The organism is Cryobacterium lactosi, assembly GCF_004403945.1.
Classification (GTDB): domain Bacteria; phylum Actinomycetota; class Actinomycetes; order Actinomycetales; family Microbacteriaceae; genus Cryobacterium; species Cryobacterium lactosi.
The window spans coordinates 139,588-157,041 of sequence record NZ_SOHM01000008.1 but is presented as its reverse complement, the minus strand read 5'-3'; the positions used below and the strand labels follow the sequence as shown (position 1 = coordinate 157,041).

The window sequence follows — 17,454 nt, the reverse complement described above, 5'->3', positions numbered from 1 at the left end:
CTTACCCAACCCAACGTTAGTCCCGGTGGGCACGAGACGACCAGCCTGACCCGCTGCGACAACGGATGCCCGGCGCTACTGTCGTGGTGTTCGACCCGGGGCTGCCCGGGCCGCCGGCTCATGTCACGAAGGGGTCCCGCCATGTCCCACGCCTCGCCGATTCCCGAAACACCAGGCGCCGGTCGCGGCGGCCGCGTGGAAACTCCCGAGGAGCGGCTGGACCGCAATTGGAATGAGCTGCTGCAGGAGCTGCGGGTGATCCAAACCGGCACCCAGATTCTGACCGGCTTTCTGTTGGCCGCTGTGTTCCAGTCCCGGTTCGAGGAGCTCGATGACTTTCAGCGCAACTGCTACCTGGTTCTGGTGGTCACCTCGGTGATCACGACCCTGGTGGGCCTGGCGCCGGTGAGCCTGCACCGGGTGCTCTTCCGGCAGCACGCGAAGGGCCGCATCGTGCGTTACACCGACTATTTCGTGCAGGCCACCCTGGCCGGCGTGGCGATCACCGTGGCCGGCATCGGACTGCTCATCTTCGACGTGGTGCTCGGCCGGGTGTGGGGTCTGGTCTTCGGCGTGCTGATTCTCATAACCGTCGTGATGCTGTGGATCGTGGTGCCGCGCCTCATCCGGCGGTCCGCTTAGCCGCCCGGTGCCAGTTGCGGTGCCCGTGCCGGGCTCATCTCGCCGGGGGACGGGGCGGCGGCGGGCGCTGTGGTGATCGCCTGGACGATTCGTTCCACTCCGAAGTCCCAGGCCCGATCGATGTCGCCGCCGAGCTGAAAGCCGCCGTTCAGTTCCAGGGTGATGAAGCCGGCGGCCCACGCCGTCAGCGTGCGGGCGGCCTCGAGGGCGAGCTCGTCGCCGGCGAGGTCGCGGGCGACCCGAAGGAGGGGCGCACTCAGGGCCACCCGGAACGAGTGGTCGGCAACGGGGGTGCCCGCTTCGGGCGTCATGACCAGCTGGAACGCGGCGGGCTGCTGCCGGCCGAACGCGCGCAGCAGGTTGGCCAGCTGGGCCGCGGTCGTTGCGATGGCAAGCCGCTCGGTGAGTTCGGTCAGCGTGGTCTCGGCCACCAACTGGATCAGCCGGTCGCGGCTCTGCACTCTCTTATACAGGGACGGTGCGCGCACGCCCACCCGGTGGGCGACGGCCTGCATGGTGATGCCGGCCAGCCCGTCCTTCTCGAGTAGGTCGCGTGCCGCGAGCACGATGGCGTCAAGAGAGGTGCGGTCTGGCGTGGGCATATGTGAAGTATAGCTATTGACGGTAGCCATGATGGCTATGTAGCATAGCCATCATGAAACTAGGTCCTCACCTCCATCGCATCGGCAACGACATCGTGGCCGTCTATCTCGTTGACACTCCCGAGGGGGTGACCGTGATCGATGCCGGCCTCGCCGGCCTGTGGAAGGAACTCCTGGCCGAGCTGAGCAGTATGGGTCGCACTCTCGCCGATGTGAAGGGTGTCATCCTCACGCACGGCGACAGTGATCACCTCGGCTTCGCCGAGAGGCTGCGGCGCGACCACGGAGTGCCGGTCTACGTGCACCCGGGCGATGCGGACCGCGCCAAGGGCGGCGCCAAGCCGGCGACCGCGCGCCAGTCGATGAAGCTGGGGGCCACCCTGGGTTTCGCGGCCTATTCGCTGCGCAAGGGTGGCGTGCGCACCACCTACCTCACCGAGACCGTGGACGCTCACGACGGGGAGACCCTCGACCTGCCCGGCGCGCCCCGGATCATCGGCCTGCCCGGCCACTCGGCGGGCAGCATCGCCATCCACGTGCCGATCGCCGACGCGGTCTTCGTGGGCGACGGCCTCACCACCCGGCACGTGCTCACGGGCACGACGGGGCCCCAGCCGGCGCCGTTCACGGATGAGCCGGAGCAGGCGATCGCATCGCTGCGGGCGCTCCTGCCCACGGGGGCCACCTGGGTGCTGCCCGGCCATGGCACGCCGTGGAATGCCGGCGTTGCGGCGGCCGTCGCCGCGGTGGAGGAAGCGGCCCGATCCTGATCGGGCGCCGATAGGGTGACGTATGGCCGTTGACCCCGCAGCGCTCGACCCTGCAGTGTTGCTCGCCGGCCCTCGAGGGCGCCGGCTGTGTCTGGAGTGGGCACGCACCTGGTCTCAGAACGACGATGAGCGGCTGAGCAGCGCGATCTTCTACGCCGCCCACAATCTCGACCCGGGGCGGGGAGTCTCTCGCGTGCTCTTCAGTGTCGGCACCGACGGCAGCGATCGCGACGCCGATCACGGGTCCAAGCCTCCTGCCCCCGGCGACGTGGCGCGGCTGCTGGCCGACGCTTCGCTCACCGAGCCGGGCGGCCCCGCCGTGATGAGCGCGCTCGCCGCTGCTGTTGGCAACGCCCGCTACTGGCAGCCACCCGACGGTGAGGACGTCCTCGCCGCGGCGCCGGAAATGCGTGCCGCCCTGGCGCGCGTGGCGCACCTCCTCGCCGGGTCGCCGCAGGCCTCCTGGTGGACCACCCCGGCTGGCGGCCCTGCTCGTGATGCGGAGCAGTGGTCCGTCGAGTTCGCCGGCACCACGGTCGACGGTGAACTGGTGCGCAACGCCGCCGAGATCCTGGAACTCTCGCGCGTCGGCCGGGTGGAGGAGGAGGCGCTCGCCGAGCGCGACTGGCCGGCCGACCCGCGAGCGTCGTTCAGTGGCCCGTGGTGGTCCAAGCCGCCGTCCGCGCTTACCCGCACGACCCGCGCCCTGGCCGGCGTGGGGCCCGCTGGACTCGCCCTGGTCGAAGACGCCCTGGGGTGGGAGGCCGCGACGGTCCACCGGATCCGCCCGCCCCGAGATACTCGCGTCTACGAGATCGACGGCCCCGACGCCTGGGCGCACCTGTGCCGGCGGTACCCGGTGCGCGTCACGGCTGCACGCCGGCAGGTTTGGTATCAGACCACCGGCCGTATCGGGCTCTGGGTCATGCCCGACTGGGCGGGAGTGGCGCAGGACGTCGACGCTGTGCACCTCACGGTTGCCGGCTATCTGGCCACCGCGGGACGCACCATCCAGGTCGATGGCGACGTCGCCTCGGTGCTGGCCGGCTGGGACCCGGACCAGACCTATTGGCTCACCGATGTGGACCATGACCACTCCACCGACCAGGTCTGGCACCGGGGCGAGAGCGAGTGGGCACGCGCCACCGACGCCTGACGTCAACAATGACACCACCAAGTGTTGACGTGACACCACGATGGTGTCATGATGGTGGCATGGAACTTGGACCGTACGTCAACGACCTCCAGCGCCAGCTGGTGGATGCCGCAGAATACGGCGCGGAAGACACTCGCGCCGTCGCCGAGCGTCTCGCCGCCGGACTGGATTCCGCCGCGCGGCTCGTGCTCCTGGATGTGTTGTCGGCCGCGGTCGGCGAGATCACCCGCGAGCTCGCCCCCGGCTCGGTCGACCTGCGACTGCGCGGCCGCGAGATCGAATTGGTCGTCACGGCGCCGCACAGCGAGCCGGACACCGACGAGCGGGCCGCCGCATCCGTCGAACTCGACGAGGTGAGCACCTCGCGCACGACGCTTCGCCTGCCGGATGCCCTCAAGGCGCGGGTCGACGAAGCCGCCGCGGCAGACGGCCTGTCGGTCAATACCTGGTTGGTGCGCGCGACCGCGGCCGCCCTGCAACCCAAACAACGCCGTACCGCGCAGCGCACGCTGCGCACCGGCGACAACTTCGCCGGCTGGGCGCGCTAGCCCGCCCAGCAGGCCGGTAACACCAGCTCCGCGCACCCGCGGGGTCGGTCCGTTGTACCCATTTGCATAGCCCAGAGAGGGACGCATCAGCATGCCCACCTATTCAACCCCCACCCCCATCGATGTCGCCATCCACCTGCCTGTCGGCGCGATCGAGGTCATTGCCAGCGACCGAACGGACACCGTCGTGACGGTGTCACCCACCAGCCCGGCCAAGGCGGTCGACCGTCGCGGGGCTGAGGAGACCACCGTGGAGTTCGACGGTCAGCGGCTCACAATCACCGCTCCGAAGCCACGCTTCAGCATCATCGGCCCCAGCGAGTCGGTGGACATGCTCATCGAGCTGCCGACAGGATCGCGGCTCACGGCCGAGATCTCCTCGGGCAATGTGCGCGCGACCGGACGTCTCGGCGCCACCCGCATCAAATGCTCGAATGGCGCGGCGGAGATCGACAGCACGGGCGACCTCTGGCTGCGCGCCGGTAACGGCAACGCCACCCTCGGTGCCGCGGAGGGCGACATCGAGATCACCGCCGACCACGGTCAAATCCGCATCGGCACCGTCACAGGCGACGCCAGCCTCAAGGCATCACACGGCAGCATCACCGTCGGCCAGGCCGGCGGCGACCTGGACGCGAAACTCTCCTACGGCGACCTCGAGATCGCCCGGGCGCTCGCCGCGGTGTCGGCGAAGACGGCGTACGGCAGCATCCAGCTGGGGGAGATCTCGAGCGGCTCGGTGCAGGTGGAGAGCGGCTTCGGCCAGATCAGCATCGGCGTACGTGCGGGCGTTCCGGCCTGGCTCGACCTGGCCGCCAAGAACGGACGACTGCGCAACGAACTCGCCGGCGACAGCGCCCCAGACCCGTCCGAACAGACCGTCGCGGTGCGTGCCCGCACCGCGTTCGGTGACATCGGTATCCACCGCGCGAAAACCGAAACGAAGGGAATGACACCATGACCACCACCGCGATCGCCGTCCACGGACTGCGAAAGCACTACGGCAGCAAGATCGTGCTCGACAACGTCGACCTCACCGTCACTGCCGGCACCGTCACCGCACTGCTCGGCCCCAACGGCGCCGGAAAGACCACGACCGTGCACATCCTCTCCACCCTGGTGCGGCCGGACGCCGGCTCCCTCACCGTGGCGGGATGCGACGTGGTGCGTGACCCGGATGGCGTGCGGGCCGCGATCGGCCTCACCGGGCAGTTCTCGGCGGTCGACGGCCTGCTCACCGGGGAGGAGAACCTGCTGCTGATGGCTCGGCTCCGCCACCTCGGCGCAAAACGCGGCGCGGCACGGGTGGCCGAGCTGCTCGAGCAGTTCGACCTCGTCGAGGCCGCCCGCAAGCCGCTCGCCACCTACTCCGGTGGCATGCGCCGTCGCCTCGACCTGGCGATGACCCTGGTGGCCGCACCGAGCGTGATCTTCCTCGACGAACCCACCACGGGCCTCGACCCGCGCAGCCGGCACACGATGTGGGACATCGTGCGCGACCTGGTGGCTGAGGGCACCACGGTGCTGCTCACCACCCAGCACCTCGAGGAGGCCGACCAGCTCGCCGACCACATCGCAGTGCTCGACGGCGGCCGCATCGTCGCCGACGGCACGCCGGACGAGCTCAAGAGCCTCGTCCCCGGCGGGCACATCCGGCTTCGATTCGCGGATGCCGCGGCGCTCGACACCGCCGCCCGCCTGCTCGACAAGTCAGAGGCCGACGACACCGGGCTCACGCTCACCGTGCCCAGCGCCGGCGGCGTCGGCGCCCTGCGCGCGGTGCTGGACCGGCTCGACGCGGGCCACCTCGAGGTCGTCGACCTCAGCATCCACACTCCCGACCTCGACGACGTGTTCTTCGCGCTGACCGGCGCGAAGACCGTACCCGGCCGGGCCGACAGAAAGGAACGTGAGTCATGACCACCATCACGGCCCCGCGCCCCACCGCGCAGGGCTCCCGTCAGTCCTACGTCGTCGCCGATGCGATCACCATGCTGCGGCGCAACCTGCTGCACATGATCCGGTACCCGGGCCTGTCCGTGTTCACCATCGTGGGGCCGGTGGTGATCCTGCTGATGTTCGTGTTCGTCTTCGGCGGCACCCTCGGCGCCGGCCTGCCGGGCGTGGACCCGGCCGGGGGCCGCGAGGCCTACCTCGCCTACGTGATGCCGGGCATCCTGGCGATCACCATCGCCGGCACGGCCGGCGGCACCGCCACCACGGTCTCGATGGACATGACCGAGGGCATCACCGCGAGGTTCCGCACCATGGCGATCTCCCGCGCGGCCGTGCTCGCCGGGCACGTGCTCGGCAACACCATCCAGGCGATCATCGCCGTGGCGCTCGTGCTCGCCGTAGGTGTGCTGATCGGCTTCCGGCCCACCGCCACCCCACTCGAGTGGCTCGCCGCCTTCGGCCTGATCGCGCTGATCGCGTTCTCCATCACCTGGCTCGCCGTGGGCATGGGCATGCAGGCCAAGTCGGTCGAGACCGCCAGCAACCTGCCCCTCCTGCTGGTGCTGCTGCCGTTCCTGGGCAGCGGATTCGTGCCGACCGAGTCCATGCCGGCCGGTCTGCAGTTCTTCGCCGAGTACCAACCGTTCACGCCCATGGTCGAGACCCTGCGCGGGCTGCTGCTGGGCACCCCGCTCGGCTGGAACGCGCTGCTCGCACTGGGCTGGTGCGTGCTGATCACGATCATCGGTTACGTCTGGTCAATGGTCATCTACGAGCGCAAATCGGTGCGCGCGTAGGGGCTGCCGGTCGCAGGGGCTGGCAAACGCCCGGTGACGTTCTTATCCCTGGGCCTCACCTCGTGTGCCTTCTGTGTGTCGGTTCTTCCCGGTAGTTTTGCGGGCATGACTCCCACAGCGGATGCCACCCTGCGGCCCATCCCGTTCTCACCCGTGACCTTGCCCGCAGCGATCGACGACCTGCGGGCGCGGTTGCGTGCCACCCGGTGGCCGGATGCACCGGCGGGCGCCGGCTGGTCGCTCGGTACCGATGTCGCGTTTCTCCGCGAGCTGGTCGCCTATTGGGCGGACGGCTTCGACTGGCCCGCGCAGGAGGCCGCGCTCAACCGCCTTCCGCGGTTTCGGGCGGACGTCAGCGGCCTCGGCATCCACTTCGTGCATGCCCGAGCCGCCACCCCGGTCGCGCCCGCGCTACCGCTGGTGCTCAGCCACGGCTGGCCGGACTCGTTCTGGCGTTACGCCAAGGTGATCCCGCTGCTCACCGACCCGGGCGCGCACGGCGCCGATCCCGCCGACGCGTTCGACGTGGTGGTGCCCGACCTGCCAGGCTTCGGCTACTCCGACATCCCCACCGGCGACCCGCTTACCTCCATCGACGTTGCCGGGCTCTGGGCCGAACTGATGACCGGGCTGGGCTACGCCCGATTCGGCGCGGCGGGCGGCGACCTGGGCAGTCACGTCAGCCGTTATCTCGCGCTGGACCATCCCGACCGGGTGGTCGCCGTGCACCGCACCGATGCGGGTCTGCCGCACTATCAGGGCGATCCCGCCGATCTGGCTCCGGAGGAACGCGCCTGGCTGCACTCCGGCGCGGAGTGGGCAGTGGCGGAGGGCGCCTACGCGGCGATGCACCGCAGCAAACCACAGACCATCGCGGTGGGGCTCACCGATTCCCCGGCGGGGCTCGCCGCCTGGATCGTCGAGAAACTCCGTGCCTGGAGCGACAACGACGGCACCGTGGAGAGTGCCTTCAGCAGGGACGAGATTCTCACCAACCTCAGCATCTACTGGTTCACCGGCACGATCGGCTCGTCTATGCGAATGTACGCCGCGAATGCCGCCATCCCGCCTGCCCAACTCGCCCGCCGGGTGGAGGTGCCGTCGGGGTTCGCCCTGTTTCCCGCCGACCTGGTGCGCCCACCCCTGGCCTGGCTCGAACGCACCGCCAATGTGGTGCGCGCCACCGAACCTGCCCGCGGCGGCCACTTCGCCGCGTTCGAAGAGCCCGAGCTCTACGCCAGAGAGCTGCGCGACTTCTTCCGCCCCTACCGGGGCCGGTAGGGCGCTGATTCACCCGGTCGGCTAGGAGGGTTTGCTCAGGTGAAATCAGGAAAACTGGTACTCCAGCCAAATTGAAGGGCCTCCTGTGAGCAATTTCCAGCGCATTCTGAACATGGCATCAAAAGCCCTCGACAAGTCGGGGCAGTCATCGGCCAACGGCTCCGGCAACGCGGATTGGCGCGCCGTCGTGCGCGCCGCCGCCGACAAGGTCACCGGCGACTCCCGAGCTGCCGCCGCCCCGTCCACGCGGGCCCCGCAGCCGGCATCCGCTGCCCGGCAGAGCCCGGCACCAGCCCAGCCGGCCGCAGGAGTGCGCCCCGCCAACCCTGACGACGCGGCGGCCATCGCCCGCTACGACTACCTTCTCAAGACCGCGCAGCCCGAGCAGCTGGAGCAGGTGCACCGGGATGCGTTCGCCCGGCTGACTCCCGCGCAGCGTGACCAGGTGAACGCCGACCTGCGCGCGGAGCTGCCGGCCAGCGAACACCCCGCATCCGCCGCCCCCGGCGACCTGGCACGCGCCGCAGCCCGCGGCGAGGCTCACAACCCCGGCTTTCTGCGCGGGCTGTTCGCCAAGTCCACCGGGCGCGGCGGGTCCGGCGCCCTTGCTGGAGTGGGGGTCGGCGCGGTCGCCGGCGCCGGTCTGGGAGCGGCCGGCGGCCTGCTCGCCGCCGTGGCCGGTGGCGCCGTGCTCAGCAGTGTGGCCGCACCGATCCTCGACCAGGCCGCCGGGCTCGGCGTGGACTTCGAGAACCTGGCCGGCGGCCTGGGCGACCTCACCGCGGGTGCCGAGGACTACGCCGGCGCGGCGGGCGACCAGTTGAGCGAGCTCGGCTCAAACGTCGAAGCGCCCGCACTCTCCGACCTCGCCTCGAACTTCGAGATCCCGGGGCTGGGCGACCTGGGCCGGTTCTTCGGCCGGGAGAGCTGACCGCGCGCCTCGAGCCCCGGCACACCCGGGGCTCGAGGTGCTTACTCCTGGGAGAACCTGTTCGGCTCCATGCCGGCGATGCGACGGGCGTGCTCCGCGACGACATCGTCGGCCACCTCGTGACCGCCGTCGGCGAAACGCTGACGCAACGCGGCCAGCACCTGCGCCTCGTCATGGCCGGCCAGGTCGGCTTCCTGCTGCTGCAGGATGCCCGCCACCTTGTCGTTCTCGGTCGTGCTGTTCTGGTCCTGAACCGGTTCGTCCTGGGTGTTGTTGCTCATGCTGTTCTCCGCTCGCAGGTACTCGTTGGCCCATTCTGCCCCACGACCGGCCCCCCAACCGGGGAATCTGCCTGTACTGACTCTTCAGCCTCTTCTGCGGGGCCGCGACCTAGGTCGCGGTACCCGGTCGCGTAGCCTGAGCGGATGAACGCGGAACGCCCGACCGTCATCCCGCCCGCCATGCCGCCCATCATCCTGGCCGGCGGCAATATGAACGAGGTGAGCCGGGATGGCGACACCGTTCTGCGCACCGGTGGCCCCTGGACCCCCACCGTGCACGCCTACCTGGACTACCTCGCCCTGGCCGGCGTGACGTGGGCACCGCGACCGCTCGGCGTGGAAGGCGACCGCGAGCGGCTGACCTTCATCGACGGGGATGTGCCGGTGTACCCGCTGCCCGAGTGGGTGTGGGCGGAGCGTCTGCTGACCGAGGGCGCCCAGTTCCTGCGCCAGCTGCACGATGCCAGCATCGGCTTCGCGCTGGATGACCGGATCTGGCAGTCGCGCGCGAAGGTGCCCAGTGAGGTGATCTGCCACAACGACTTCGCCCCGCACAACCTCGCGTTCGCCGACGGACACCTCATCGGCGCGATCGACTTCGACATGTGCTCACCGGGACCCCGTCTCTGGGACCTCGCCTATTTCGCCACCCGGTCGGTGCCGCTCACCGGCACGACCCCGCCGACCGCGCCCGGCATGGAGCACGCCCGTCGGCGCACCCAGCTGATCCTCGACGCCTACGGGTCGGATGCGACCTGGGCGGATGTGCTGCGGGTCGCGATCATCCGCCTGCACGACCTGGCCGAGATGTCTCGGTTGAAGGCCGACGAGCTGGGCAAGCCGCACCTGCTGGACGAAGCGGAGGAGTACGCCCGCGACGCCGCGTTCCTCGCCGCCTGGAACGGCTGACGGCCACCGGGGAGGGGCATCACAACTGAAGGGTTGCCGCCGGATAGGGAATAGACGGCACGTCGGTGCGTTGTATCTAGTGACTCAGCACCCGCGCCTACCGAAGGAGTTCGCCCATGACAGATGTCAACGTCTGCACGATCCCCGATCTGACGCGCACCACCGAGCTGAGCCTGCCCGAAGAGCTGCAATTGGCCCTGCCCGCCATGTCCGGTCAACTCCGCTTCGGGTCGATGGACATCGCGGTCGCCGCACTCATCGACCTGGCCTTTCGAGGACGGCTCGTCGCCACGAGGTCTCGTTTCGGTCCGTCGTCGAACGCGAAACTCACCCTGGTGGATGCGTCCCCGACCGGAAACGGGCCCCTCGACGCGGTTCTTCAGGCGTTCGTCGAGCGCGGCAAGCCGTGGAAGATCTACCCCGCCGTCACCGCGCTCTGGGCCGTCGTGTCGGAAGCGACCACCGCCAGCCTGGTGGCCCGCGGGGCACTGACCACGAACGGCACCATGCGGGATCGCGGCAGTCACCTTGAACCGCTGGACCTGGCGCTGCGGGAGGACCTGATGGCCCGCATCGACCGGGCGCCGTCGGCTGAGGACCCGCGGGCCACCGTGCTGTTGGACATCCGGCAGCACTCGGCCTGGGGGTTCACCCCCAAGCCCGGCCAGAGACGGCCGCCGGTGCTCGCCGACTACCCCGAGAACGTCGGCATCACCGCCCGCGGCGCCCTGAGCGCGCTGTACATCGCCTCCGGCTCCGCGGTCTGACTGCGCCGAATGTCCCCTTCCCGGGGGTCGTTCGACTAGGTTCGAACAATGCCTCTACACCGCAAGACCCTGGTCATCTTCGGCGCGGGCGGGGACCTGAGCACCCGATTGCTCCTGCCCGGCCTCGGCCAGCTGCTCGCCGCCGACCGGGACATCGACCTTGAGCTGATCGGGGCGAGCAACGCGACGATCACGCCGGATGCGTGGCAGGAGCTGCTCCGCACCGCCTTCGCCAAGGGCGGGGCCGCCCCTGACGCCACCGAAGCGGTCGTTTCCCGCAGCCGTTACGTCGTCGCCGATGCCACCGACGCCGAGGATCTCCGCCGCGTCCTCGACGAATGCGAGACCGCGCCCGCCCTGTACTTTGCGCTGCCGCCGGCCGTGACCGAGGCCAGCTGCCGTGCGCTGGACACCATCGAGCTCCCCGAGGGCACCTCGCTCGCCCTGGAGAAGCCGTTCGGCACCGACCTGGCCGGCGCGATCGCCCTCAACCGCCTGGTCTCGCGCCTCGTGCCCGAGTCGAGGATTCACCGGGTGGACCACTTCCTCGGCAAGTCCACGGTGCTGAACCTGCTCGGCCTGCGCTTCGCCAACCGGATCTTCGAGCAGAACTGGAACGCGGACAACGTCGAGAAGATCGAGATCCACTACGACGAAAAACTCGGCCTGGAGAGTCGCGCCGGTTACTACGACAAGGCGGGCGCGCTCGTCGACATGATCCAGAGCCACCTGCTGCTGGTGCTGGCCCTGGCCACCATGGAACCGCCGTCGACCCTGGACTCCGACGACCTGCGCGGGGCCATGGCGCAGGCGCTGCGCGCGACCCACCTGTGGCCGGGCGAGCCGCACCTGGTCGCCCGTCGCGCCCGGTACACCGCCGGCACGATCGACGGCCGCGACCTGCCCTCCTACGCCGACGAGAAGGGCGTCGACCCGGCGCTCGAAACCGAGACCCTCGCCGAGATCACCCTCGCCGTCGACAACTGGCGCTGGGCCGGGGTTCCCATCGTGTTGCGCTCTGGCAAGGCCCTCGATGACACGCGCAAGGACATCGTCGTGACCTTCAAACCCGTGCCGCACCTGCCCGTCGGGCTCACCGGCCCCACCGCCCCCACCAAGCTGCACATCGCGCTCGGCCCCAACGGGGTGAAGCTCGACATCAACGTGAACGGCGAGGGCGATCCCTTCACCCTCGAGACGGTGTCCCTCGAGACCGAGCTCGGTGCCGGGCAGCTGGATGCCTACGGTGAGGTTCTCGCCGGCATCCTCACCAGCGACCCATCGATCTCGGTTCGCGGGGACGTCGCCGAGGAGTGCTGGCGGATCATCAGCCCGATCCTGGAGGCGTGGAAAGAGGGCGGAGTGCCGCTCGACGAGTACCCGGCGGGCAGTGCGGGCCCGTCCCACTGGGGCTGAGCCCGAGCGGGGTCAGAAGCTACGGGCTGCCGGCTCGAAAATCAGCTGACGTCCGGTGCGGCTCTGATGGCGGCATCGACCGCACTCCCGATGCGGCTCAAGACTGCCAGCTCGTCGGGTTCGAGCCGGTCTATCAGGTATTCACGGACTGCTGCGACATGCCCGGGGGCGGCGGCCACGACTTCCGCGAGGCCGGCATCGGTCAGGGTTGCGCTGGTGCGCCTGCCCGCACCGGGGATACGCGCGCGGGACATCAGCTCGCGCTTCTCCAGCCGGCCGACCACGTGAGACAACCTCGACAGCGATGACGATGTGCGGGCGGCCAGGTGGCTCAACTGCATTGTCCGGTCGGGCTCCTCGGACAGGACGGAGAGGACCATGTACTCGAAGAACGTCATTCCGGACTCGCGCTGCATCCGTGCATCGAGTGCCGCCGGCAGGCTGATCATCAACGCGGAGTTGGCGAGCCAGGCGTCCCGCTCATCGGCCCGCAGCCATCTCGTACCCAGTTCGTTCATGCCATCACTCTACCGTGTTGTTGACGCATCAAGTTCGCATGTGGTAGTTGTTGACACATCAAGTTGGGCGGCTTGACGCGACGCTCGCAGACAGGCGCCCCACCAGGACGGGATGAGATATGAACACCATCAAGCTAGGCAACCTCCAGGTCTCACGCATCGGCTTCGGCGCCATGGGGATGTCCGCGTTCTACACCGGCGCCAGACAGGCGGACGACAGCTCCATCCGCACGATCCATCGCGCCCTCGACCTCGGGGTCACCCACATCGACACCGCCGAGGCGTACGGCCCGTTCATCAACGAGGAACTGGTCGGCCGGGCGGTGCGGGAACGCCGTGACCACGTCGTCCTCGCCACCAAATTCGGGACTGTGTCACACACCGGTCACTCCGGCCTCAACAGCACGACGGCCAACATCCGTCTCGCCGTTGAGGGATCGCTGAGGCGACTCGGAACAGACCACATCGATTTGTACTACCAGCACCGGGTGGACCCGGACACCCCCATCGAGGAGACCATCGGGGCGCTCGCCGAGCTCGTCACTGCCGGAAAGGTCCTGCACATCGGGCTGAGCGAGCCAAGCGCCACGACGATCCGCCGCGCACATGCTGTGCACCCGGTGGCTGCGGTCCAGTCCGAGTACTCGCTGTGGACGCGTGATCCGGAGGCCGAGGTTCTCCCCGTGCTGCGCGAGCTCGGGATCGGCTTGGTGCCCTACGCCCCGCTCGGACACGGATTCCTCACCGGTCACATCCGCTCGCTCGACGGCCTGGACGCCAACGACTGGCGACGCACCAATCCGCGCTTCACCGGCGGCAACCTGGAAAGCAATCTGCACATCGCTGACGAGGTGCAGGCCATTGCCGCAGAGGTCGGCGCGACCCCGGCACAGGTCGCCCTGGCCTGGTTGCTCGCCCAGGGCGAAGACATCGCCCCCATCCCGGGCACGACCAAGATCCCGCGGGTCGAAGAGAACACAGCAGCGGTCGACGTCCACCTGACGGTGGAGCAGCTCGCCCGGCTGGACGCTGTGCAGGCCCCTTCCGGTCAGCGCCACCAGGAGAGCGACATGACGACCGTCAACCGCTGACGGTCGCGCCCGACACACCCCACACCACACCACGCACACATCACAAGAATGGAACGGAACATCATGACAGGACACCAGATTCGGGTCGGCATCATCGGTGCCGACACCAAGGCGAGCTGGGCATCTGCCTCTCACATCCCGGCACTGGCCGCACAACCTGACCTCGTCTTGGCGGCAGTGGCAACGCGCCACGAGGAGAGTGCCCGAGCCGCAGCCGAGGCTTTCGGCGCCGAGCGCTGGTTCTCCGACCCGCTGGAGATGATCGCCGATCCCTCCATCGACGTGATCACCGTCGCGGTGAAGGTCCCCGCCCATCGCGACCTTGTCCTTGCGGCACTCGCGGCGGGCAAGGCGGTGTACTCGGAGTCCCCGCTGGGTGCAACACTCGAGGAAACCGAGGAGATGGCAGCCGCCGCCGGATCCCTGCACACCGCCATCGGCCTGCAGGGCGCGCTCAATCCTTCCGTGCGGCGCGCGGCAGAGATCATCGCCGGGGGAGGTCTCGGCCAGGTGCTCTCGGCACGGGTCACAGGCACGACTTTCGGCAACGGTCCGGAGTCGATGAGCGTGTACGAGTATTTCGACAAGGCCGCGGCGGGCGCCGGCTTCATGCAGATCGCAGTCGGTCACGTCCTGCAGATCGTCGAGACCGTGCTCGGTGACATCACCGACATTGATGCGCGCACGGAACTCCTCTGGCCGGAGGTCATGCTTGCCGACACCGGCGAGACCACCGTCCGCGAGGTCCCGGATCACCTGGACGCGATCGTCAAGACGGCCTCCGGGGCGTCGGTCAACATCCAGATCCTGGCCGGCGTCCCGGTGCCGGACGCCGTTTTCGACCTGCAGGTGCGTGGCTCGAAAGGCTGGCTGAGGCTGACCGGCAACCACCCGGCGGGCGTGCAGGTCGGTGACCTGACGTTGACGTCGAGCGTGGATTTCACCGCGCCCGATGCGCCGGTTGCGAACGGCACCGGTCCGACCGCGGCAGCCATCTGGAACGGCGCCTCGATCAACGTCGGCGAGGTGTACGCCAGCCTGGCCCGCGACATCCGGAACGGGACGCATGAGACCCCGGGATTCGATCGCGCCGCGCACAACAGCCGCCTGGTCGCGCGCATCCAGCGGGCCGCGACAACGGGCGTCCGACAGTGAGCAGGGGCGGTGTGAAGGTGACTGGAGCGGATGACGGGAATCGAACCCGCGCTATCAGCTTGGGAAGCTGAAGTTCTACCATTGAACTACATCCGCGCGTCCAGGCCGCCGAAGCCGCATGGAACCGTGCCAGCCTATCAAGACTTGCGCCGATAGGCTGGCAGCGTGCTTCTCTCGGATCGTGACATCAAGGCCCAGATCGACGCGGAACGAATCGCGCTCGCCCCCTATGACCCAGACATGATCCAGCCGTCGAGCATCGACGTGCGGCTGGACCGGTTCTTCAGGTTGTTCGACAACCACAAGTACCCGTTCATCGACCCGGCCGAGGACCAGCCCGAACTGACCCGGCTGATCGAGGCCAAGGGTGACGAACCCTTCATCCTGCACCCGGGCGAATTCGTGCTCGGCGCCACCTTCGAGGCTGTCACCCTGCCCGATGACGTGGCCGCCCGGCTCGAGGGCAAGAGCTCGCTCGGCCGTTTGGGACTGCTCACGCACTCCACCGCCGGCTTCATCGACCCCGGCTTCACCGGGCACGTCACCCTGGAGCTGAGCAACGTGGCCACCCTGCCGATCAAGCTCTGGCCGGGCATGAAGATCGGCCAGCTGTGCTTCTTCCAGCTCAGCTCCGCGGCCGAGAACCCCTACGGCTCCGCCGCCTACAGCTCCCGCTACCAGGGCCAGCGCGGCCCCACCGCCTCCCGCTCGCACCTGAACTTCCACCGCACCGACACGACAGAACCCCTCGCGAACTGAGAGAAAAGCCCTTTTCGGGCGCGTTTTTAGGTGCTTAAGTCACAGTTCGCGGGATGTGGAACACCCTGTTCACGCGCGTGTTACGTGCGCCCGGTAAAATCGAGGTATGACCACCTCAGAGTCCCGCTTTGCCGAGGCGCTGATCGCCGACGGTCCCACCCCGGAGTACCCCGGGCGTATGCGCCGATTCGGCCAGCTCGTGGGCACCTGGGCCGCGCACGGCAGCCGGCTCGACGAGGCCACGGGGGAGTGGACCGAACGCGACTTCACCTGGATCGTGCAGTTCATCCTCGACGGGCGCGCCGTGCAGGACGTGGAGATCGTGTCCAGCGACACGCATCCGTCGGGCTTTGAGACGGTGGCGACCGCCGTGCGGGTCTACGACCAGTTGGCCGGCGCCTGGCGGGTGAGCTACTTCGCCCCGACCCTCGGCGAGTACTGCCACCTGGTCGCCACCCCGTACCGCAACGGGCTGCGCCAGGACGGCACCGGCACCGACGGTCGCCCGGTGCGCTGGAACTTCACCTCGATCACCGAGGACGGCTACACCTGGGAGGGCTGGGTGAGCGACGACGAGGGCGCCACCTGGCACCTTGTGGAGCACAACGAAGCCGTGCGCGTGCACTGACCGACCCTTATTCGGATGCGTCCGCGACGGTGGTGTGCACGATGATCTCCGAGTGCAACGTGCGGTGCACGGGGCATTTGTCGGCGATCTCGGCCAGCCGCTGACGCTGATCCTCATCGAGGTCCCCCTCGAAGTGGAGGAGCCTCTCGATGTGGTCGATCTGCCCGACCACGGTCTCGCAGTCGGCGCAGTCCTTGGCGTGCACCCGGTGGTGCCGGAGGGTCACGGTGACCTTCTCCAGCGGCCACTTCTTGCGCTCCGCGTACATGCGCACGGTCATCGAGGTGCACGCGCCGAGGCCGGCCAGGACCAGATCGTAGGGGGACGGCCCGGTGTCGGTGCCGATGGGCTGGGGCTCGTCGGCGGTGAGCCGGTGCGGGCCCACGGTGATCTGTTGGGCGTAGCCGCCCGTTCCGCCCTCGGTCACCACGACGAGGCCCTCGGCCGGGTCCGCGGAGTCGACCGCCCCCGGATCTGCAGGTGCCGACGCCGGCGCATCCGCCAGCAGAGTGGCCAGCTCGGCCAGCCGGGTCACCGTGTAGTCGGGGGCCGTGAAGTAGCTCGGGTAGGTATCGCCGCCGCGGTTCAGCCAGGCGGTGGCCAGGCCGGCCTCTGCGGCCCCGTGGATGTCCCAGGGGTGCACAGCCACGAGGAGCAGCTCGGCCGGGCGCACGCCGCACGCCGCAGCCGCGTAGTCATAGGCGGCCCGCATCGGCTTCCACGCCCCGGCGTCCTCGACGCTGAGCAGCGCCTCGAAGTGGCCGTCGAGCTCGGCCGAGGCCAGCAACGACCGGGCCACCTCGGCAGATCCGTTCGACAGCGTGACCAGGCGCATGCCGGTGCCGGTCAAGGCGCGCACGCCTTCGGGCACATCGGAGTGCAGCTCGAGCAGCCCGAACCCGGCCATGATGTGCTCCACGGCCTCGTCGGGCTCGCGCATGAGGGGCACATCGCGCAGCACCTGACGCAGTAGCTCGGAGCCGATCACCGAGAACGACGCCGTGCCGCCCGCCGCTGCGAGGGCGAAACCGTCCCGCAGCAGCGTCGCGAACCACGCCGAGGCGAGGTGGGCCGGCGCGCCGACCTGCACGAACCTGGCCTTCATGGCCGACATGTCCGAGAGGGTTTCGTTGACATCGAAGACGATCACGGTCGGGGTGGTGCGGGTCATGGGCTCGGTTCCTTCCGTTCAGTGGGTCTCACGCGGCCGGCGCCCGCCCCTTCCATCCTTGCCGCTCTGGCGGATA

Annotated in this window: 20 protein-coding genes and 1 tRNA gene; 16 read left to right on the top strand and 5 right to left on the bottom strand. The window is 69.1% G+C overall.

The window, feature by feature from the left end; genetic code table 11:
* The first annotated feature begins 141 nt into the window (after positions 1-141).
* On the top strand, positions 142-642 hold the full coding sequence (locus tag E3T61_RS04665) for a DUF6328 family protein (protein ID WP_134639730.1): 501 nt from the start codon (positions 142-144) through the stop codon (positions 640-642).
* Here the strand turns inward: E3T61_RS04665 and E3T61_RS04660 are convergent.
* Positions 639-1,244 (bottom strand): TetR/AcrR family transcriptional regulator, encoded by a 606-nt coding sequence (locus E3T61_RS04660; protein ID WP_134639729.1) that lies wholly within the window; start codon positions 1,242-1,244, stop codon positions 639-641. The two genes, E3T61_RS04665 and E3T61_RS04660, sit on opposite strands and share 4 nt — an antisense overlap.
* A 53-nt stretch (positions 1,245-1,297) precedes the next feature.
* Between E3T61_RS04660 and E3T61_RS04655 the strand changes: the two genes are divergently transcribed.
* From E3T61_RS04655 to E3T61_RS04620, 8 genes are all read left to right on the top strand, one after another.
* On the top strand, positions 1,298-2,014 hold the full coding sequence (locus E3T61_RS04655) for an MBL fold metallo-hydrolase (protein ID WP_134639728.1): 717 nt from the start codon (positions 1,298-1,300) through the stop codon (positions 2,012-2,014).
* A 22-nt stretch (positions 2,015-2,036) separates the two neighbouring features.
* Complete coding sequence (locus tag E3T61_RS04650; RefSeq protein ID WP_134639727.1) at positions 2,037-3,170, top strand: hypothetical protein; 1,134 nt, start codon at positions 2,037-2,039, stop codon at positions 3,168-3,170.
* A 59-nt stretch (positions 3,171-3,229) separates the two neighbouring features.
* A complete protein-coding gene (locus tag E3T61_RS04645; protein ID WP_134639726.1) occupies positions 3,230-3,718 on the top strand; it encodes a toxin-antitoxin system HicB family antitoxin in 489 nt (162 codons plus the stop codon).
* Between the two features lie 91 nt (positions 3,719-3,809).
* Entirely contained in the window at positions 3,810-4,679 is an 870-nt protein-coding gene (locus E3T61_RS04640; protein ID WP_134639725.1) for a DUF4097 family beta strand repeat-containing protein, read from the top strand.
* Positions 4,676-5,638 carry an ATP-binding cassette domain-containing protein gene (locus E3T61_RS04635; RefSeq protein WP_134639724.1) on the top strand — a complete coding sequence of 321 codons (963 nt, stop codon included), beginning with the start codon at positions 4,676-4,678 and terminating at the stop codon, positions 5,636-5,638. Before E3T61_RS04640 ends, E3T61_RS04635 begins: the two co-directional genes overlap by 4 nt.
* Positions 5,635-6,471, top strand: coding sequence for an ABC transporter permease (locus E3T61_RS04630; protein WP_134639723.1), 837 nt, complete (start codon positions 5,635-5,637; stop codon positions 6,469-6,471). Before E3T61_RS04635 ends, E3T61_RS04630 begins: the two co-directional genes overlap by 4 nt.
* A gap of 105 nt (positions 6,472-6,576) precedes the next feature.
* The gene (locus tag E3T61_RS04625) at positions 6,577-7,752 is read left to right on the top strand and encodes an epoxide hydrolase family protein (RefSeq protein WP_134639722.1); all 1,176 of its coding nucleotides are present in this window, start codon (positions 6,577-6,579) and stop codon (positions 7,750-7,752) included.
* Positions 7,753-7,864: 112 nt separating this feature from the next.
* Entirely contained in the window at positions 7,865-8,683 is an 819-nt protein-coding gene (locus E3T61_RS04620; RefSeq protein WP_241992387.1) for a cation-transporting ATPase, read from the top strand.
* A 41-nt stretch (positions 8,684-8,724) separates the two neighbouring features.
* Here the strand turns inward: E3T61_RS04620 and E3T61_RS04615 are convergent, their stop codons facing one another.
* Entirely contained in the window at positions 8,725-8,964 is a 240-nt protein-coding gene (locus E3T61_RS04615) for a hypothetical protein (protein ID WP_134639720.1), read from the bottom strand.
* 144 nt (positions 8,965-9,108) lie between these two features.
* Between E3T61_RS04615 and E3T61_RS04610 the strand changes: the two genes are divergently transcribed.
* The 3 genes from E3T61_RS04610 to E3T61_RS04600 all read left to right on the top strand — a co-directional run bounded on the left by E3T61_RS04610 (position 9,109) and on the right by E3T61_RS04600 (position 12,056).
* Positions 9,109-9,873: a phosphotransferase gene (locus tag E3T61_RS04610; protein ID WP_241992386.1), complete on the top strand. Its 765-nt coding sequence runs from the start codon at positions 9,109-9,111 to the stop codon at positions 9,871-9,873.
* 116 nt (positions 9,874-9,989) lie between these two features.
* Positions 9,990-10,640: a GPP34 family phosphoprotein gene (locus tag E3T61_RS04605; protein ID WP_134639719.1), complete on the top strand. Its 651-nt coding sequence runs from the start codon at positions 9,990-9,992 to the stop codon at positions 10,638-10,640.
* Positions 10,641-10,688: 48 nt separating this feature from the next.
* Positions 10,689-12,056: a glucose-6-phosphate dehydrogenase gene (locus E3T61_RS04600; RefSeq protein WP_134639718.1), complete on the top strand. Its 1,368-nt coding sequence runs from the start codon at positions 10,689-10,691 to the stop codon at positions 12,054-12,056.
* A 41-nt stretch (positions 12,057-12,097) separates the two neighbouring features.
* Here E3T61_RS04600 and E3T61_RS04595 read toward each other — a convergent pair whose 3' ends face one another.
* Complete coding sequence (locus E3T61_RS04595) at positions 12,098-12,574, bottom strand: MarR family winged helix-turn-helix transcriptional regulator (RefSeq protein WP_134639717.1); 477 nt, start codon at positions 12,572-12,574, stop codon at positions 12,098-12,100.
* 119 nt (positions 12,575-12,693) lie between these two features.
* Between E3T61_RS04595 and E3T61_RS04590 the strand changes: the two genes are divergently transcribed.
* Together E3T61_RS04590 and E3T61_RS04585 are read left to right on the top strand one after the other, a co-directional pair.
* The gene (locus E3T61_RS04590) at positions 12,694-13,665 is read left to right on the top strand and encodes an aldo/keto reductase (protein WP_134639716.1); all 972 of its coding nucleotides are present in this window, start codon (positions 12,694-12,696) and stop codon (positions 13,663-13,665) included.
* Positions 13,666-13,728: 63 nt separating this feature from the next.
* Positions 13,729-14,820: a Gfo/Idh/MocA family protein gene (locus E3T61_RS04585; protein WP_134639715.1), complete on the top strand. Its 1,092-nt coding sequence runs from the start codon at positions 13,729-13,731 to the stop codon at positions 14,818-14,820.
* A gap of 22 nt (positions 14,821-14,842) precedes the next feature.
* On the opposite strand, the gene E3T61_RS04580 is transcribed toward E3T61_RS04585, so the two are convergent.
* Positions 14,843-14,916, bottom strand: a tRNA-Gly gene (locus E3T61_RS04580).
* Positions 14,917-14,985: 69 nt separating this feature from the next.
* On the opposite strand from E3T61_RS04580, the gene dcd reads away from it, so the two are divergent.
* On the top strand, positions 14,986-15,579 hold the full coding sequence (dcd, locus tag E3T61_RS04575) for a dCTP deaminase (protein ID WP_134639714.1): 594 nt from the start codon (positions 14,986-14,988) through the stop codon (positions 15,577-15,579).
* A gap of 106 nt (positions 15,580-15,685) precedes the next feature.
* Entirely contained in the window at positions 15,686-16,207 is a 522-nt protein-coding gene (locus E3T61_RS04570) for a hypothetical protein (protein WP_134639713.1), read from the top strand.
* 7 nt (positions 16,208-16,214) lie between these two features.
* On the opposite strand, the gene E3T61_RS22255 is transcribed toward E3T61_RS04570, so the two are convergent.
* Positions 16,215-17,378, bottom strand: coding sequence for a haloacid dehalogenase type II (locus tag E3T61_RS22255; protein ID WP_134639712.1), 1,164 nt, complete (start codon positions 17,376-17,378; stop codon positions 16,215-16,217).
* Positions 17,379-17,454 lie beyond the last annotated feature (76 nt).

Excerpts from the sequence above, each read along its gene's own strand:
- E3T61_RS04570 (WP_134639713.1), top strand. The coding sequence starts at position 15,686 with ATGACCACCTCAGAGTCCCGCTTTGCCGAGGCGCTGATCGCCGACGGT.
- E3T61_RS22255 (WP_134639712.1), bottom strand. The coding sequence starts at position 17,378 with ATGACCCGCACCACCCCGACCGTGATCGTCTTCGATGTCAACGAAACC.
- E3T61_RS04630 (WP_134639723.1), top strand. The coding sequence starts at position 5,635 with ATGACCACCATCACGGCCCCGCGCCCCACCGCGCAGGGCTCCCGTCAG.
- E3T61_RS04610 (WP_241992386.1), top strand. The coding sequence starts at position 9,109 with ATGAACGCGGAACGCCCGACCGTCATCCCGCCCGCCATGCCGCCCATC.
- E3T61_RS04585 (WP_134639715.1), top strand. The coding sequence starts at position 13,729 with ATGACAGGACACCAGATTCGGGTCGGCATCATCGGTGCCGACACCAAG.
- E3T61_RS04625 (WP_134639722.1), top strand. The coding sequence starts at position 6,577 with ATGACTCCCACAGCGGATGCCACCCTGCGGCCCATCCCGTTCTCACCC.
- E3T61_RS04615 (WP_134639720.1), bottom strand. The coding sequence starts at position 8,964 with ATGAGCAACAACACCCAGGACGAACCGGTTCAGGACCAGAACAGCACG.
- E3T61_RS04665 (WP_134639730.1), top strand. The coding sequence starts at position 142 with ATGTCCCACGCCTCGCCGATTCCCGAAACACCAGGCGCCGGTCGCGGC.
- E3T61_RS04650 (WP_134639727.1), top strand. The coding sequence starts at position 2,037 with ATGGCCGTTGACCCCGCAGCGCTCGACCCTGCAGTGTTGCTCGCCGGC.
- E3T61_RS04605 (WP_134639719.1), top strand. The coding sequence starts at position 9,990 with ATGACAGATGTCAACGTCTGCACGATCCCCGATCTGACGCGCACCACC.
- E3T61_RS04590 (WP_134639716.1), top strand. The coding sequence starts at position 12,694 with ATGAACACCATCAAGCTAGGCAACCTCCAGGTCTCACGCATCGGCTTC.
- E3T61_RS04645 (WP_134639726.1), top strand. The coding sequence starts at position 3,230 with ATGGAACTTGGACCGTACGTCAACGACCTCCAGCGCCAGCTGGTGGAT.
- E3T61_RS04635 (WP_134639724.1), top strand. The coding sequence starts at position 4,676 with ATGACCACCACCGCGATCGCCGTCCACGGACTGCGAAAGCACTACGGC.
- E3T61_RS04620 (WP_241992387.1), top strand. The coding sequence starts at position 7,865 with ATGGCATCAAAAGCCCTCGACAAGTCGGGGCAGTCATCGGCCAACGGC.
- E3T61_RS04640 (WP_134639725.1), top strand. The coding sequence starts at position 3,810 with ATGCCCACCTATTCAACCCCCACCCCCATCGATGTCGCCATCCACCTG.
- E3T61_RS04660 (WP_134639729.1), bottom strand. The coding sequence starts at position 1,244 with ATGCCCACGCCAGACCGCACCTCTCTTGACGCCATCGTGCTCGCGGCA.
- E3T61_RS04595 (WP_134639717.1), bottom strand. The coding sequence starts at position 12,574 with ATGAACGAACTGGGTACGAGATGGCTGCGGGCCGATGAGCGGGACGCC.
- E3T61_RS04600 (WP_134639718.1), top strand. The coding sequence starts at position 10,689 with ATGCCTCTACACCGCAAGACCCTGGTCATCTTCGGCGCGGGCGGGGAC.
- E3T61_RS04655 (WP_134639728.1), top strand. The coding sequence starts at position 1,298 with ATGAAACTAGGTCCTCACCTCCATCGCATCGGCAACGACATCGTGGCC.